The sequence below is a fragment of the Mariniflexile sp. HMF6888 genome (assembly GCF_044335535.1).
GTDB lineage: Bacteria > Bacteroidota > Bacteroidia > Flavobacteriales > Flavobacteriaceae > Mariniflexile.
The window spans coordinates 305,293-320,636 of record NZ_JBIQVZ010000001.1; the positions used below are offsets into that span (position 1 = coordinate 305,293).

The following is a 15,344-nucleotide window of genomic DNA, read 5'->3' on the forward strand; positions in this document are numbered from 1 at the left end:
TATCTCTGAAGCTATGTAGCTCAGAAACTTTGCAACTCTACTGCTTTGAAACTCTGTAGCTTTATAACCCCATAACTTTGAATCTTTGAAACTTTGTAACTTTGGTGCTTTGCAACTTTGAAACTCTGAAACTCTGAAACTTTAAAACTTATATTCCGATAAAGATTTTGGAAATTTTTCTGGATTTTCGGCTAAATAATAACGAGGGTCGTCTATAGCTTCAACAATAACTTCCCTAAATTTAGGACTCGCTTTATAGAGCAACACTTTACAATCTTCACTTAAATGCTTCAACTTTATTGTTTTTCCTTCGACTTCATATTTATTCACCAAATTAAAAATAGCCTCTAACGCAGAATGGTCACTAACACGCGATTCTACAAAGTCTATTTCAACATTTTCGGGATCGTTTTTCACATCAAACTTTTCATTAAAAGCCTGAATGGAACCAAAAAATAAAGGCCCCCAAATTTCATAGGTTTTGGTTTTTCCATCTTCAGAAAAACGCTTTCTTGCCCTAATTTTTTTGGCATTTTCCCAAGCAAAAGCTAAAGCCGAAATAATAACCCCAACAAAAACGGCAATTGCCAAATCGTAAATAACGGTTACCGTCGATACTATTACCAACACAAAAGCATCCGATTTTGGTATTTTTCGAATAATTCGAAAACTAGACCACGCAAAGGTTTCTATAACCATCATAAACATAACCCCTACTAATGCTGCAATGGGCACTTGTTCAATATATTTATCAGCAAATAAGATAAATGTCAGTAACGTTACTGCCATCATAATTCCCGATAGCCTTCCACGACCACCTGCATTAATATTTATAACTGTTTGGCCAATCATGCCACAACCACCTGTACCACCAAATAAACCACTTACAATGTTACCAGCTCCTTGTGCCAAACATTCTCGATTTCCGTTTCCTCTTGTTTCGGTTAATTCATCAACCAAATTCATGGTCATTAACGATTCAATTAACCCTACCGAAGCCGCTAAAAAAGCATAAGGCAGTATAAATGTAAGAGTATCCATGTTAAAGGGTAAATATTCCCAAAGCTGTAAATTAGGTGTCGGAAATTCGCCTTTTAAACCGCTTCCTCCGCCTTCAATAATGTAAGAACCAACAGTACTTACTTCAACTCCCCCAAATACCACAATAGCCGTAGTAACAAGAATGGCCGTTAAAGCTGCAGGAATTTTAGTGGTTATCTTTGGCAACAACCAAATAACACCCATGGTAAGCAATACCAGACCTAGCATAACGTATAGTTCTGTACCGTGCATAGGGATACTATTATATGATTTTACGCCTTCTGTAGATATTTCTAATTCTTTATGGGAAAACATACGCACTTGAGCTAGAAAAATAACAATAGCCAATCCATTAACAAACCCCATCATTACTGAATGAGGAATGAGTCTTACAAATTTCCCTAGTTTAAATAAACCAGCACCTATTTGGAACACACCCATCAATACAACAGCAGCCAGTAAATAGAAGTATCCCATGTTTTCCACAGGCGTGTCGAACAACAAGCCTTTGGCATGCCCTTCTGAAATTAAATGCACAAAAATAACCGCAACCGCACCTGCTGCACCTGAAATTAAACCAGGTCTACCTCCAAAAATAGCTGTAATTAAGCCTATAATAAAAGCGCCTGAAAGTGCCACTAAGGGATCTATTTGAGCCACAAAGGCAAAGGCAACTACTTCGGGAATCATGGCTAAAGATGTTGTGATACCTGCCAAAACATCATCTTTAGCATTTGGCATTATCTTCCTTACAAATTCTGTCATGGTTTATTTTTTAAGGAGCAAATTTATTACCAATAAATAAATATATCCAGTAGAAATCCTTTTTTAAGCCATAAATAGCACTCAAACGTTTGAAAACATTTGAGTAGCATACAAGATTCCTTTCTAAATTAAGCCCTTTATATTGGCATAGGAGTTTGTAAGCGCATCAAAAACCTGTTCTTGATTTAACCATTCTACTTTGGTAATGCCTTCTTCTTCTTGGGCATATAAATTGCCTTCAAAACTGGTTTTCATTTCAAACCAATAGGTTACCTTTATTTTATGATTTCCATTACGCTTAAAAATATGGTAAGTGGTTTCTAGGGGTTTGGTGATTTTTAATCCAGCAACACCTGTTTCTTCCGTTACTTCACGAATCGCTGTTTTTTCAATAGATTCATTGCCTTCAATTTTACCTTTTGGCAAGTCCCATTTATCATTTCTATATATAAATAAAATATCGTTGTTACTGTTATACACCTTGCCACCGCCAGCAACCACATTGGGTAATTTTTTTAAAAACTTTTTTAAAAGCTTTTCGCCATTTTTATGAATAAGGCGTACTTCCTCTAGTTTGGTCGTATTGAGCTCTTTTATAACCTTACCTATATTTACGGTATTTAGTAAATAGTTTTTAAAATTGGTTTCTTGCTCAACAACTGTTGTTAAAATTATAGGTTTATCGCCAACAAAAATTTTGTACATGCTTTACTTTAATAATTACACTTTGGTAAAAATATCATTTTTAGTTACAAACTGGACATTGTTGAAAAAAATATTTTTATTAAATGAATCACTGCAATATAAAATTAAATTTATGTTTATTTTTGCCTTTATGATTTTTAACAAAGATACCGCTAGAAAAACTGCCGAAGTTTTATTGCAAGTCAATGCTATAAAGCTTAGCCCACAGAAGCCTTTTACTTGGGCTTCTGGATGGAAATCGCCCATTTATTGTGACAACCGTATTGTATTGTCTTTTCCTCCAATTCGAAATTACATTCGTGAAACCATGGCGAAACAAATTGAAAAACAGTATGGTAAGCCCGATGTAATTGCTGGTGTTGCTACTGGAGCCATTGGCATTGGCATGTTGGTTGCCGAATACATGGGACTGCCATTTATTTATGTAAGACCCGACGCTAAAGATCATGGACGCAAAAACCAAATAGAAGGGTTTATTGAACACGGTCAAAATGTAGTTGTTGTTGAAGATTTAATAAGTACTGGCGGAAGCAGCCTAAATGCCGTAAAAGCTTTAAAAGAAGCTCATGTTAATGTAAAAGGCATGATTGCCATATTTACTTATGGATTTGATGTGTCAGTTAAAAATTTCGAAAAAGAAAACATCAAACTACAAACCTTAAGTGATTATAACAGCTTACTTGAACAGGCTTTGAAAACCAATTACATATCTGAAAAAGAATTAAAAACCTTATCGGAATGGAACACCAACCCAAGCGAATGGAATGCTAATTGATATGTAAAAAGTATGCTGTTTAGCTGTTAAGTCGTTTAGTTGGCTAACATCTAAACAACTTAACGACTAACAAATAACAAAATGAATTTAGAATCTCCAAAAATAAGCGTTAGCAAATCTCCAGAAAGTGTTTTTGATTTTTTAGCAGATGTTAAAAATTTTGAATTTCTAATGCCCGAGAACATTAGCAAATTTGAAGTTTTAAGCGAGGACACCTTTGTATTTGCTCTAAAAGGCATGCCAGAAATAATTTTAAAAAAGAAAGAAGTTGTGCCACCTAATAAAATAGTTTTAGGTGCCGCTGGCGGAAAAATAGACTTTTCACTTATTGGTAATATCACAAAAACAGACGAGAGTTCCAGCGAAGTGCAATTAGAATTTTCGGGCGACTTTAACCCTATGATGGCCATGATGATTAAAGGTCCCATCAGCAAATTTATAGAAACACTTGCCACAAGCATTCCTAAAGTTATTTAGACTGTCCTCTTAATATAAAAGAGTAATTGTTTTTAAATCAAATTCTTTTATAACAGCGTCTTCAAGCAAAACTTGAAGGTTTCCAGAATTTGAAACGCCTTTTATAAAACCAGAAAACACCAAACCTTCAACATCTTGAAATGTTGAAGGTTTATTTTTTCTAAAAAGAGAGGCTTCATATTTTGCTTTTAAAACATCTACTTGTCCTTTCTTCAATATATTAAAATAATGTTTTAAATTATTGACGACAACCTGTGTCACTTCATCTAAATCAAAAATACGTCCGGAGATTAATCTCAAAGAAGACGCTTTAGGCAAATTCTCAAATTCAACTTGATTTACATTGAGTCCAATTCCAATAATAGAACTACTGAAATTATTTTGCTTAACCATATTTTCTATTAAAATACCACAAATCTTCTTGTTTTCTGACAAAATGTCGTTAGGCCATTTCACGCTTAATTTAGTAATAGAAAAAAATCTCAAGGTCTTTAATATCGCCAGTGAAGTTACAATACTTATATAAAAAGGGTGTTCTAAATTATATTCCGAAATATCCTTATATACACTGAATGTAAGGTTTTTGGACGACTCCGAACTCCAAACCGTCCCCATTTGCCCTCTTCCATTAGTTTGTTCCTTAGCCACTACTGCTGTATAATCGGCGACATACGCATTGGCACAAAGCGTTTTTAAATAACTATTTGTAGAATCGGTGGCATTAAGTTTGATTATATGCATTAAATAGTTATTATTAGTCAATAAAATCTTATGATAATTTTAAGCCATAAAGAACTAAAAAAATAATAACTTTGCAAAAATTTAAAAAATTTTAATGGCGAAAGAAAATATAAGTGCAGACCAATTAATATCGGTTATAATTAGTGGCATTGAAGACGTTAAAGGAAAAGAAATAAATATTCTTGATTTAAGAGAGATTGAAAATACGGTTTGCGATTATTTTATAATTTGCGAAGGAACTTCAAACACGCAAGTTAACGCTATAGTTAATTCTGTTCAGAAAAAAGTAAGCAAAGAACTTAAGGATCATCCTTGGCACACAGAAGGTATGGATAATGCCGAATGGGTACTTATGGATTATGTTAATGTTGTCGTACATGTGTTTCAAAAACAAATAAGACAATATTATGACATTGAAAGTCTTTGGGGTGATGCAAAAACAACAGTTATACAAACTAGTTATTAAAAATTAAGGATGGCAAACGATAAAAAAAAAATAAATGAAAATAAGCCAAAATTCAGCCCGTACTGGATTTATGGCATATTAATAGCCCTATTTTTAGGGTTTCAATTGTTAAACAACAACTCGTATCAAGACGGCAGTGCTACAACACCCTCCGAATTTTTTAAATTTTTGGAAGCTGGCGATGTTGCTCAAGTTGACATTATAAAAAACACGCGGGTTGCTAAAGTATATTTAACTTCGGAAGCTGAGAGTAAGGAGATTCATAAAAAATCGAAGCCTACATCATTTCTACCATCTACTACAAAACTACCTAACTATAAATTTGAGTTTGGTGATCTTCAAAATTTTGAAAACCAGTTAAATGAAGTTGCTAAGGATTTACCTAGCAAACCTGTTATAAAATTTGATACTGAAACCGATAATTGGGGCAGCCTGTTAATGAGCCTTTTGCCTTTTATCTTACTTATTGCTGTGTGGATTTTTATCATGCGCCGTATGTCTGGTGGTGCTGGAGGTGGTGCTGGAGGTCAAATTTTCAACATAGGTAAGTCAAAAGCAAAACTTTTTGACCAAAATACCGAAGTAAAAACGACTTTTAAAGATGTTGCTGGGTTAGAAGGTGCCAAAGAAGAAGTTCAGGAAATTGTAGACTTCCTTAAGTTCCCTGAAAAATATACCTCTTTGGGAGGAAAAATACCAAAAGGCGCACTTCTTGTAGGTCCTCCAGGAACAGGAAAAACCTTATTAGCAAGAGCGGTTGCTGGTGAAGCTAAAGTACCTTTCTTTTCATTATCCGGTTCAGATTTTGTTGAAATGTTTGTGGGTGTGGGTGCTTCTCGTGTTCGAGATTTATTCAAACAAGCTAAAGAAAAATCACCTTCAATTATATTTATTGATGAAATTGATGCCATTGGTCGTGCCAGAGGAAAAAACGCCATGTCTGGAAGTAATGATGAACGTGAAAACACCTTAAATCAATTGCTAACAGAAATGGATGGTTTTGGTACAAATACCAATGTTATTGTACTTGCCGCAACCAACAGAGCCGATATTTTAGATACCGCTTTAATGCGTGCAGGTCGTTTTGACAGACAAATTTATGTTGATTTGCCAGACGTTCGTGAGCGCAAGGAAATTTTTGAAGTGCATTTAAGACCTCTTAAAAAAGCAAAAGATTTAGACCTTGATTTCTTATCAAAACAAACGCCAGGATTCTCAGGTGCCGATATTGCAAATGTTTGTAACGAAGCCGCTTTAATAGCTGCAAGGAAAGGCAAAAAGTCTGTTGACAAACAAGATTTTCTAGATGCTGTAGATAGAATTATTGGTGGTTTAGAAAAGAAAAATAAAATTATTACCCCTAGTGAAAAAAGAGCTGTGGCATTCCACGAAGCGGGTCATGCCGTAGTTAGTTGGATGTTAGAACACGCTGCTCCATTGGTCAAAGTTACCATTGTACCTCGTGGACGTTCTTTAGGTGCCGCATGGTATTTACCAGAGGAACGCTTAATTGTTCACCCAGAACAAATGCTGGACGAAATGTGTGCTGCTTTAGGTGGTCGTGCCGCAGAAAAAGTTATTTTCAACAAAATATCTACAGGTGCATTAAGCGATTTAGAAAAAGTAACCAAACAAGCAAGAGCCATGGTTACAATTTATGGACTAAGTGACAAAATTGGCAACTTAACCTATTACGATTCTTCTGGACAAAACGAATATGGTTTTACAAAACCATATAGCGAACAAACAGCGGAATTAATAGACAAAGAGATTTCAGATATTATTGAAACACAATATAAACGTGCTATTAAATTGCTAGAAGATAATAGAGATAAACTTACAGAGCTTGCAGAAGTTCTTCTTGAAAAAGAGGTTATTTTTAAAGACAACTTAGAGAAAATATTTGGCGAACGCGCTTTTGAAAAAGAAGACGCTGACAATCAATAAAAACAAGTTGACAACTATATTGTTTAGATAAATAGTAAAAATCTTAAATTAAGCACGTGTTTAGTTTAAGATTTTTTATATTTGGTAACCTCAAAAAGAATTATATTAATAGCAGCTTACTAAATGAGCCTTTTTAGAAAAATTTTCGGACTGAAACCAGATCAATCAGATGAAGGAATAAAGTCTTCTGAAAGAGGCAAATATATGCCTGAAATAAAACTTCCAATTGACGAAAAGTTTACAATAAACTTTAAAGGAAATGGTGGAAAGTTTTTGTATTGTGAAAATTTAAATGAAATATTTCAGAATTTACAACACATCATTGAGGAAAACAATTGGGAGGATAAGGAAACACTGATATTGGACGAAAATATAAAAAATAAATTTAAAGACTCCAATTTAAAGCCTACTACTAACATTAGCGATTCCACTCTTTTCTTAACTACTTGCGAAAATTTAATTGCAAACGATGGATCCCTGCTTATTTCTTCAAAACAAATTTTTGAAAAAAAATTACCTGAGTTACCAGCAAACTTTATTGTTTATGCAACAACAAGTCAAATTGTAGAAAATATTGGAGAAGGTTTAAGAGGTATCAAATCCAAAAACAAACAAAAAATACCAACAAACATTACAACCATAAAGCATTTTAAATCTAACGACGAAAAAGATTTTTTAAGCTATGGTAGTAGTGCTAAAAACCTATACCTACTTCTTTTAGAAGACTTATAAGATGAAAGAAATTCTTATTCGATCACTTTCTGGTTTACTCTATGTCTTGCTTTTAATTCTGTGTTTAAGCCATCTACAATCACTGATTGCTTTGTTTTTTGTGTTTGGTATTATTTGTTTAGCCGAATTTAAAAAGCTCATTCAACTTAAAAACATCATCCCATATTTTATATTTGGTGTCTTGTATGCTTTTTTTGTGTATTGGCAGCTCATTTTAAACACAAATGCTGGTATCGATGAAGCTATTCAAATACTAATGGTACTGACGATATTTATTGAATTGTTTTTAATTAAAGATTTGTTTTCAGAAAAAACAACACCACTATTTAGTTCTAAACGGTTTATATTAACCACTTTTTACATTTCAAGTGCCTTTGTTTTTTTAGTTTTAATAGCCGATTATCATGAAAACTACAATCCGAATATTCTTTTAGGGGCATTTATTTTAGTATGGGTTAACGATTCTTTTGCCTATTTAGTTGGTAAAAATTTTGGTAAGCAAAAGCTTTTTGAAAAAATTTCACCAAAAAAAACAGTAGAAGGTTTTCTAGGAGGTTTGCTTTTTTCGTGCATAGCAAGCTATTTTATTGCTACCTTTACACAAACTTTAGATTTTACAAGTTGGCTTATTTTAGGTATTATAATAACCGTATTTGGCACCTTGGGTGACTTAATAGAATCTAAGTTCAAAAGACAAGCAAACGTAAAGGACAGTGGCACTATTATGCCTGGTCACGGTGGCTTGTTGGATCGATTGGACAGCATTATTTTTGCAGCGCCTTTTATTTATTTATTTTTAAGAATTTTGCACTATGTTTCATAAAGAAGGGCATAAAATAATATTTCTAACATTTGTATTCGTTGTTGGCTGTTCTTTATTGGCCGATAGTTTTATACCCATAACTTGGTTGCGCACCATTGTTTTAATTGTATTATTAATATTTTTAATACTTATTCTTCAATTTTTCAGAAACCCAAAACGTCGTACTGTTTTAAATAACAAAAATGTTGTGGCCCCCGTTGACGGTAAAGTAGTTGTAATTGAAGAAGTTTTTGAAAAAGAATATTTTAACGATAAACGTTTGCAGGTGAGTATTTTTATGTCTCCAATAAATGTTCACGTTACACGTTATCCTATTAGTGGCAACGTGATATTTAGTAAATACCATCCTGGTAAATATTTAGTAGCATGGCATCCTAAAGCAAGTGAAGAAAATGAACGTACTACCGTTGTTGTTGAAAATGAAATTTATGGTAAAGTATTATACAGACAAATAGCCGGAGCTTTGGCTAAACGTATTGTAAACTATGCTAAAATAAACGATAAAGCAATCCAAGGTGGTGAGTCTGGATTTATAAAATTTGGTTCGAGAGTTGATTTATTTTTACCACTAGACACAAAAATAAAAGTACAACTTAACCAAAAAGTTCGTGGAGGTGAAAGTATTATTGCAGAAGCAAATGACTGATGAAGAATTAGAAATAGAATTTCTGGATGCGGTTGAACGCGTAAATGCATACACCGAACCTTTCCCTGCCGATGTGCTTCTAAACCTGTATGCCTACTACAAAAAGGCAACAAACAACTACAGCCGCCCAAGCAGTAAAAAAGCCATTATAAATGCTTTTAAAACCAATGCCTTGTTTCAAGCAAAAGATATTTCCCAAAACGAAGCCAAACGTTTGTATATCGATTTAGTAAATAAGTACTTTTTGTACGGAAGATAAGAAATTCATTTTACCAAATACTGTTTTTTACATACGTTCAGGTACCTGTATTCCTAAAACACTAAACGCATTTTTAATAGTCTGTGCTACTTTATTTGACAACTGTACTCTAAATACTTTTTCATTTTCATTATCTGCACCTAAAATAGAGACATTTTGATAAAACGAATTAAATTCTTTTACCAAATCGTATGTATAATTAGCAACTAATGCCGGACTATGCTGTGAAGCGGCATTTTGAATAACCTCTGGAAACAATTCCAATTGCTTTAGTAGTTCTTTTTCTTTTGCATGAAGCGGTATATCTATATTAACGGATAAATCAAAATCTGCTTTTCTTAAAATGGCCTGAATTCTTGCATAAGTATATTGAATGAATGGTCCTGTATTCCCTTGAAAATCGATAGATTCCTTAGGGTCGAACAAAATACGTTTTTTAGGATCGACTTTAAGAATATAATATTTTAAAGCACCTAAGCCAATGATTTTGTATAACGCTTGCTTCTCTTTTTCACTATAACCATCCAATTTCCCTAATTCTTCCGATATTTCACCTGCTGTTGAAGCCATTTCATCAATTAAATCATCGGCATCAACCACAGTTCCTTCCCTACTTTTCATTTTTCCGCTAGGTAAATCAACCATACCGTAACTTAAATGATATAGGTTTTTAGCCCATTCAAAGCCTAGCTTTTTCAAAATTAAAAACAGTACTTGGAAGTGGTAATCTTGCTCGTTACCAACGGTATAAACCATACCGCCTACATCTGGAAAATCTTTAATACGCTGTATAGCAGTGCCTATATCTTGGGTCATATAAACGGCTGTACCATCTGAACGTTGTACTATTTTTTTATCCAAGCCATCTTCGGTTAAATCACACCAAACCGAACCATCTTCTTCTTGTATAAATACTCCTGACTTTAAGCCTTCGGCAACAAATTCTTTTCCTAATAAATAGGTATCACTTTCATAATATAAAGTATCAAAATCAACGCCTAAATTTTTATAAGTTTCATTAAAACCTTCATATACCCAACCGTTCATTTTTTTCCAAAGTTCAACAACTTCTTCATCGCCTGCTTCCCATTTTTGAAGCATATTTTGAGCTTCCAATAAAAGTGGTGTGCTTTTTTTGGCTTCATCTTCAGTTTTACCAGAGGCTATTAATATTTCAATCTCTTTCTTATATTCTTGATCAAACTTCACATAATAATTGCCTACCAATTTGTCACCTTTTAAACCAGTACTTTCTGGAGTTTCGCCGTTACCAAAAAGCTTCCAAGCCAACATGCTTTTACAAATGTGGATCCCTCGGTCGTTTATAATTTGCGTTTTATAAACTTTTTTTCCTGATGCCTTTAAAATTTCAGCGACACTATACCCTAAAAGGTTGTTTCGAACATGCCCTAAATGCAAGGGTTTGTTAGTGTTGGGCGACGAATATTCAACCATAATAGCTTTATCGTCTGCTTTTGGAGATACAAAACCATAGGTTTCTTCATCTTTAATGTTATTAAAAAAGTTTAAATAATAAGCATCGCTAACTTCAATGTTTAAAAAGCCTTTTACAACATTAAATGTTTTAACCTCTACAACTTTTTCCACTAAGTAATTACCAATCGTTTCGCCAATTTGAACTGGGTTTCCTTTAATAAAACGCAACATGGGGAATATCACTACGGTAATATCTCCCGCAAATTCTTTTCTCGTAGCTTGAAATTCTACCGATTCCAATTGAATATTAAAAGATGCTAAAACAGCTTGTTTTACTTGGTTTGATAAAGTCTCTTGAAGGCTCATTAATAATGTAATTTTTAGGTGAGCAAAGATAAAACTTTTATTAAAGGATTACTGCAAAATTTGGTTTATTAAAAACAAAGAAAAATAGTCAATATTACTTATTCAAGCTTTTTTTGAAAGCCATTAAAATATATGTGCATTTCATCGATAAAAGTGCTCTTTTTCCATGATTTTTGCCGTTAATCTATTCGTCGGATTTTTGCCATTTTTTGGTATATCCTTTTATCTAATTTATTGGTAGAAAAACGCAGAAATTAGATTTTAATGATGCTTTTTCCAACTTTTGTTAAGTAAAGCTATTAATATATCCATTTAATGGATTTTTTTTAACCAACAAAAAGATTACAGCTTAATAGGTAATACTTATTTCCCTCAAATAAGACATACTTAATTATGGTTTTATTACTTGTTGTAATATAATGCTAGTATGAGGAAAATAATTACTTTAATTATTCTTTTATCCGTATTCTTAGGTTTCTCTCAAACCAAAGAGTTGGATAGTCTTTACATACAACTTGCCTTTGAAACTCAAGATTCTTTAAAAATAAAAACCTCTTTAAATCTTATTAAATCACTTTATGAAATTAACGATTATGATAAGGCTTTAAAATATACTATTGAAAGTGAAAAACTTTCAACCAATCTAGATTACACAAAAGGTATTGCCGAAACAACCTATTTTAAATCACTTATTTACGCACAAAAAGGAGACTACATTAATGCCATAAGTGGGTATGAAAAAGCTAAAGAACTATTTAAACATTTAAATGATACTCTTGGGATTGCAAAAGTTAACAACAGTATCGGCTTTATAGAAATTAAACGCGGTAATTATTCCAAGGGATTACAATATTCATTGTCAGCCATTAAAGAATTAGAAAAACAAAATCTTAAAAATGATCTTAGTTTGGCTTATAGCAATTTAGCAAAAGCATACCAAAATATAAATGCCATTGATAGAGCTATAACTTATAACTTAAAAGCTGTAGAAGTTCAAACACAATTAAACGATAATACTGCACTTACACAATCGTACCACCAATTAGCTGAACTATATTCATCTAAAAATGAAAACAGAAAAGCCATTGAATATTACCAAAAGGTTCTGAATGGTAAAACGACCAATGTAGACTCTCTTCAAGGTATTATTTATCCAAAAATAGGTGCTGAATACTTAAAATTCAACGATTACGAGAAAGCATCTCAATACTTAATTGAGGGTTTAAATATTAATAGAAAGTCCAATAATCAAGATGGCATATTATTGGCTTTAAACGGTCTTGGAGAATTAAATTTACAAACCAACCGATTAGTTTTAGCCGAACAGCAACTTTATGAGGCGGGTGCTATTGCCGAAAGCATTAACAACAAACCGGAGTTACTTAAATATTATAAATTAATGATTGCCTTAGACTCTACAAAAAACAAATTTGATAGAGCTTTTATGTGGCAACGCGAGTATTACAATTTAAAAAGCAGCTTAAATAAGTCCAATAATTTAAAGAATTCAGATTCAGTTCAATTAGACTTTAATCCAGATTTTGAAAAAGAGTTAACAAACAACCTTACCGAAACTGCTACCAGTAGTTCCTATATTGGTTTAAATGAAAATTCAGATAAGTTCAAATTAATTTTTTACGGACTTTTAGCAGCACTTGCCATTGTTTCTACCTTTTTGGTATTAATTTATTTAAAGCGAAATAACAATATAAAATACACCCAAGAATTAGAAGAAAAAAATCTTAAAATTGAGTTACAAAACGAAGCATTTCAAGAGCAAACCAAGCATTTAGAAAACGTTAATAATGTAAAAGATAAATTGTTTTCAATCGTATCGCACGATTTAAAAGACTCCCTTTCTTCAATAAATGGTTTTATAGATTTATTAAAAGACGGCTCATTATCTAGAGAAGAATTCGACAATTTAATTCCAGAACTAAGCGAAAACGCTAACAATGCCTCATTATTGCTGTTTAACTTATTAAACTGGTCTAAATCGCAAATGCAATCTTTAGAACCAAAACCAACATTATTCGATGTTCAAGAAGTTTTTGAAGAAAAAGTAAGACTTATAGAACAACGCATGGAAAGCAAAGGCATCGAATTAATAGACCACTCGCTACGCGATTTTGCCTATGCCGATAGGAGTATGTTTGAGATAGTTATACAAAATTTGCTTGCCAATGCTTTAAAATTCTGTAAAAGCGGAGACACCATTACCATTTCAAACCACATAAGTAACGGTAGCTGTATTATTAGCATTGCCGACACAGGAGTTGGCATTTCTAAACAAAATATTGACAAATTATTTAAAAGCAGCTCGTTTACTACCGTAGGTACTAATAACGAAAAAGGTACAGGTTTAGGGTTATCAATCTGTAAAGAATTGGTAGAACTTAACAATGGCAAAATTTGGGTGGAAAGCACCGTTAATGTTGGTAGCACTTTTTACGTACAGTTACCTAAATCTAGACCATCATAGTATTTTATACCAGTTGTTATTTGGGCGTTACCCAAGGGTCGGGCTGTTCGTTACAATCTTTTTGTTCGTGCCTCTCAAAAAGGATTTTCACTGCCATCCCTAACGCAAGTTACAGTTTCAATTCAAATTAAGCTTTAGGCAAAAACACTTCAGCCATCATACAACGTGCACTACCACCACCACAAGCTTCAATAACATCTAAAGAACTGGAAAGTATATTGGTGTGTTTTTCAAGCCGTTCTATTTGACTTGCAGTTAAAGAATCATAAGCTGCCTGACTCATCACTAAATACCGCTCATCATTACTTCCCTTAACTTGTAACATATTACCAGCAAAATTATTGACCTGTGCTTCGGTTATATCAATGATTTCTTTACCATCTTGATTTAAATGATCAATAACATTTTTACGCTCTTTTTTATCATCAATACTGCTTAAGCAAATAACGGCAAAAGTTTCTCCCAAGCACATCATAACGTTGGTGTGGTAAATGGCTTTTCGTTGCCCATTTATGGTTTGGTTTGCAGTAAAAATAACAGGCATATATTCAAAATCTTCACAAAATTCAATGAACAACTCTTCGTCGGCTCTGGGAGACAAGGCACAATAGGCTTTTCTGTTTACCCTGTCCAGCAACACACTTCCTGTACCTTCAAGAAACACACCTTCTTCCTCTGCATCTGTGTAATCAAAAATATTTTTAATAACAAAGCCTGCACTTTCGACAGCTTCAAGCACATCTTCATTACGTTCCAAACGCCTGTTTTCTGCAAACATAGGATACAAACCAACATCACCGTTTTCGTGAAACGACACCCAATTGTTTGGAAAAACAGCATCGGGCGTATCAAACTCATTAGTATCATTCACCACAATGACATTCACACCAATACCACGAAGCTTTTCAACAAAGGCGTCAAATTCTTGTTGGGCTTTGGCATTAACCGTTTGTGGCAATATAGTATCTATTACTTTTTGGTAATAGTTGTTTACAGCCGTTTGCTCGTTCATCCTAAAATTTATAGGGCGAATCATTAAAATGGTGTTTGTAGTCTGTTGCATAACATAATTTATATTACAAAAGTATAACTATTTATATAATGAACTCATCTTTTATATAATGAACTCATCTTGACTTTTTATTTTTACCATTTTTTAGGAAATAGAAAAAGCCAAGATGAGTTCAATAAAATCGGGGAGTTCAAGTCAAGCATTATTAGACTACGCCTATGTTCACAGCTTAAATGAATGGGTTTATGCAACTTTGGTGTTTAAAGATGGTGATGCATTATGTTAATAGAGAAAAAGAACTGGAAGGTATCTTAAATTATCTCTGGACAAACCTCATTAGGGGCTAGGATGAATCAGGTTTCATGGTTTAACATAAAAGTAACTCATGATACGTTTAATCCTGAAGTTTTTATGGAGATTAAACCAAATTTAAATGTAAAAAATGCCGAAGACAATCAATCGATGAGTCAAATTTTCCCCAACCCTATTTCATCATTTGGTCTATTGAAATACCAATTAGCAGAATCTTCAAAAGTTTCTATTAAATTGATTAACATCTATGGAGTCGAAATAGCGACTATTTTTGAAGGTTTTAAAAATACAGGCACACATAAATTAGAAATTAATTGTAGCAATTTAAATACATGAGTTTATCTTGTAGTGATTAATT

15 protein-coding genes are annotated in these 15,344 nt (G+C 33.1%); 10 read left to right on the top strand and 5 right to left on the bottom strand.

Translation table 11 applies throughout. The features are described 5' to 3' along the window. Window positions 1-141: 141 nt before the first annotated feature. Both ACGLWY_RS01455 and ACGLWY_RS01460 read right to left on the bottom strand, forming a co-directional pair. Window positions 142-1,806, bottom strand: a complete 1,665-nt coding sequence (locus ACGLWY_RS01455) for a SulP family inorganic anion transporter (protein WP_396617915.1) — start codon at window positions 1,804-1,806, stop codon at window positions 142-144. A 123-nt stretch (window positions 1,807-1,929) separates the two neighbouring features. Beyond that, window positions 1,930-2,511 carry an NUDIX hydrolase gene (locus tag ACGLWY_RS01460; protein ID WP_396617916.1) on the bottom strand — a complete coding sequence of 194 codons (582 nt, stop codon included), beginning with the start codon at window positions 2,509-2,511 and terminating at the stop codon, window positions 1,930-1,932. A 130-nt stretch (window positions 2,512-2,641) separates the two neighbouring features. On the opposite strand from ACGLWY_RS01460, the gene pyrE reads away from it, so the two are divergent. Continuing rightward, window positions 2,642-3,286, top strand: a complete 645-nt coding sequence (gene pyrE, locus ACGLWY_RS01465; protein WP_396617917.1) for an orotate phosphoribosyltransferase — start codon at window positions 2,642-2,644, stop codon at window positions 3,284-3,286. 81 nt (window positions 3,287-3,367) lie between these two features. Next, window positions 3,368-3,763 (top strand): SRPBCC family protein, encoded by a 396-nt coding sequence (locus tag ACGLWY_RS01470; protein ID WP_396617918.1) that lies wholly within the window; start codon window positions 3,368-3,370, stop codon window positions 3,761-3,763. A gap of 9 nt (window positions 3,764-3,772) precedes the next feature. Here the strand turns inward: ACGLWY_RS01470 and ACGLWY_RS01475 are convergent, their stop codons facing one another. Beyond that, complete coding sequence (locus ACGLWY_RS01475) at window positions 3,773-4,504, bottom strand: biotin--[acetyl-CoA-carboxylase] ligase (protein ID WP_396617919.1); 732 nt, start codon at window positions 4,502-4,504, stop codon at window positions 3,773-3,775. Window positions 4,505-4,598: 94 nt separating this feature from the next. On the opposite strand from ACGLWY_RS01475, the gene rsfS reads away from it, so the two are divergent. The 6 genes from rsfS to ACGLWY_RS01505 all read left to right on the top strand — a co-directional run bounded on the left by rsfS (window position 4,599) and on the right by ACGLWY_RS01505 (window position 9,377). After that, window positions 4,599-4,970, top strand: a complete 372-nt coding sequence (gene rsfS, locus ACGLWY_RS01480; RefSeq protein ID WP_379925433.1) for a ribosome silencing factor — start codon at window positions 4,599-4,601, stop codon at window positions 4,968-4,970. Between the two features lie 9 nt (window positions 4,971-4,979). Next, entirely contained in the window at window positions 4,980-6,917 is a 1,938-nt protein-coding gene (gene ftsH / locus ACGLWY_RS01485) for an ATP-dependent zinc metalloprotease FtsH (RefSeq protein ID WP_396617920.1), read from the top strand. Window positions 6,918-7,040: 123 nt separating this feature from the next. Further along, the gene (locus ACGLWY_RS01490; protein WP_396617921.1) at window positions 7,041-7,649 is read left to right on the top strand and encodes an LUD domain-containing protein; all 609 of its coding nucleotides are present in this window, start codon (window positions 7,041-7,043) and stop codon (window positions 7,647-7,649) included. 1 nt (window position 7,650) lies between these two features. Continuing rightward, entirely contained in the window at window positions 7,651-8,472 is an 822-nt protein-coding gene (locus tag ACGLWY_RS01495) for a phosphatidate cytidylyltransferase (RefSeq protein ID WP_396617922.1), read from the top strand. After that, window positions 8,462-9,118 carry a phosphatidylserine decarboxylase family protein gene (locus ACGLWY_RS01500; protein WP_396617923.1) on the top strand — a complete coding sequence of 219 codons (657 nt, stop codon included), beginning with the start codon at window positions 8,462-8,464 and terminating at the stop codon, window positions 9,116-9,118. The genes ACGLWY_RS01495 and ACGLWY_RS01500 overlap by 11 nt, the downstream gene beginning before the upstream one ends. After that, the gene (locus tag ACGLWY_RS01505; RefSeq protein ID WP_396617924.1) at window positions 9,111-9,377 is read left to right on the top strand and encodes an acyl-CoA-binding protein; all 267 of its coding nucleotides are present in this window, start codon (window positions 9,111-9,113) and stop codon (window positions 9,375-9,377) included. The genes ACGLWY_RS01500 and ACGLWY_RS01505 overlap by 8 nt, the downstream gene beginning before the upstream one ends. A 27-nt stretch (window positions 9,378-9,404) precedes the next feature. Here ACGLWY_RS01505 and argS read toward each other — a convergent pair whose 3' ends face one another. Further along, window positions 9,405-11,180, bottom strand: a complete 1,776-nt coding sequence (gene argS, locus ACGLWY_RS01510) for an arginine--tRNA ligase (RefSeq protein ID WP_396617925.1) — start codon at window positions 11,178-11,180, stop codon at window positions 9,405-9,407. A 427-nt stretch (window positions 11,181-11,607) separates the two neighbouring features. Between argS and ACGLWY_RS01515 the strand changes: the two genes are divergently transcribed. Then, on the top strand, window positions 11,608-13,662 hold the full coding sequence (locus tag ACGLWY_RS01515; RefSeq protein ID WP_396617926.1) for an ATP-binding protein: 2,055 nt from the start codon (window positions 11,608-11,610) through the stop codon (window positions 13,660-13,662). Between the two features lie 127 nt (window positions 13,663-13,789). Here ACGLWY_RS01515 and ctlX read toward each other — a convergent pair whose 3' ends face one another. Beyond that, window positions 13,790-14,725 carry a citrulline utilization hydrolase CtlX gene (ctlX, locus tag ACGLWY_RS01520; RefSeq protein WP_396617927.1) on the bottom strand — a complete coding sequence of 312 codons (936 nt, stop codon included), beginning with the start codon at window positions 14,723-14,725 and terminating at the stop codon, window positions 13,790-13,792. 297 nt (window positions 14,726-15,022) lie between these two features. On the opposite strand from ctlX, the gene ACGLWY_RS01525 reads away from it, so the two are divergent. Beyond that, entirely contained in the window at window positions 15,023-15,322 is a 300-nt protein-coding gene (locus ACGLWY_RS01525; RefSeq protein WP_396617928.1) for a hypothetical protein, read from the top strand. The last annotated feature ends 22 nt before the right edge of the window (window positions 15,323-15,344 follow it).

Excerpts from the sequence above, each read along its gene's own strand:
- ACGLWY_RS01455 (WP_396617915.1), bottom strand. The coding sequence starts at position 1,806 with ATGACAGAATTTGTAAGGAAGATAATGCCAAATGCTAAAGATGATGTT.
- ACGLWY_RS01460 (WP_396617916.1), bottom strand. The coding sequence starts at position 2,511 with ATGTACAAAATTTTTGTTGGCGATAAACCTATAATTTTAACAACAGTT.
- pyrE (WP_396617917.1), top strand. The coding sequence starts at position 2,642 with ATGATTTTTAACAAAGATACCGCTAGAAAAACTGCCGAAGTTTTATTG.
- ACGLWY_RS01470 (WP_396617918.1), top strand. The coding sequence starts at position 3,368 with ATGAATTTAGAATCTCCAAAAATAAGCGTTAGCAAATCTCCAGAAAGT.
- ACGLWY_RS01475 (WP_396617919.1), bottom strand. The coding sequence starts at position 4,504 with ATGCATATAATCAAACTTAATGCCACCGATTCTACAAATAGTTATTTA.
- rsfS (WP_379925433.1), top strand. The coding sequence starts at position 4,599 with ATGGCGAAAGAAAATATAAGTGCAGACCAATTAATATCGGTTATAATT.
- ftsH (WP_396617920.1), top strand. The coding sequence starts at position 4,980 with ATGGCAAACGATAAAAAAAAAATAAATGAAAATAAGCCAAAATTCAGC.
- ACGLWY_RS01490 (WP_396617921.1), top strand. The coding sequence starts at position 7,041 with ATGAGCCTTTTTAGAAAAATTTTCGGACTGAAACCAGATCAATCAGAT.
- ACGLWY_RS01495 (WP_396617922.1), top strand. The coding sequence starts at position 7,651 with ATGAAAGAAATTCTTATTCGATCACTTTCTGGTTTACTCTATGTCTTG.
- ACGLWY_RS01500 (WP_396617923.1), top strand. The coding sequence starts at position 8,462 with ATGTTTCATAAAGAAGGGCATAAAATAATATTTCTAACATTTGTATTC.
- ACGLWY_RS01505 (WP_396617924.1), top strand. The coding sequence starts at position 9,111 with ATGACTGATGAAGAATTAGAAATAGAATTTCTGGATGCGGTTGAACGC.
- argS (WP_396617925.1), bottom strand. The coding sequence starts at position 11,180 with ATGAGCCTTCAAGAGACTTTATCAAACCAAGTAAAACAAGCTGTTTTA.
- ACGLWY_RS01515 (WP_396617926.1), top strand. The coding sequence starts at position 11,608 with ATGAGGAAAATAATTACTTTAATTATTCTTTTATCCGTATTCTTAGGT.
- ctlX (WP_396617927.1), bottom strand. The coding sequence starts at position 14,725 with ATGCAACAGACTACAAACACCATTTTAATGATTCGCCCTATAAATTTT.
- ACGLWY_RS01525 (WP_396617928.1), top strand. The coding sequence starts at position 15,023 with ATGAATCAGGTTTCATGGTTTAACATAAAAGTAACTCATGATACGTTT.